This window comes from Pseudomonas sp. F220 (genome assembly GCF_057813935.1).
The window spans coordinates 1-255 of the sequence record NZ_JBVASJ010000207.1 but is presented as its reverse complement, the minus strand read 5'-3'; the positions used below and the strand labels follow the sequence as shown (position 1 = coordinate 255).

At 56.9% G+C, this 255-nt stretch carries 1 pseudogene; it reads right to left on the bottom strand.

Going from position 1 to position 255, the window contains the following annotated elements:
• Window positions 1–255 (bottom strand): annotated as a pseudogene (locus ACZYSM_RS29660) (hypothetical protein); the annotation flags it as partial.

The following is a 255-nucleotide window of genomic DNA, read 5'->3' as shown; positions in this document are numbered from 1 at the left end:
ACAGACTCACCGCCAATACTTGTTGAGAGCGTCGGCCGCGACGGATTTTCCGGGTCAAATCCTCTTCACGGGCCTTATCCCACCCATCGGCGACCTGCTGTTGACCGAAATACAGCAAAACACGCCCAAAACTCAGCAGCCCCCAACCCAAGAGCGGTACACCCAAGGCTAGCCCCCAAAAACTCACGGGGTGTTGGTGCAACGCTTGAGTGCCGAACAAAAACGTCCCACCCACACCCAGCAGCAAAAGCAGCA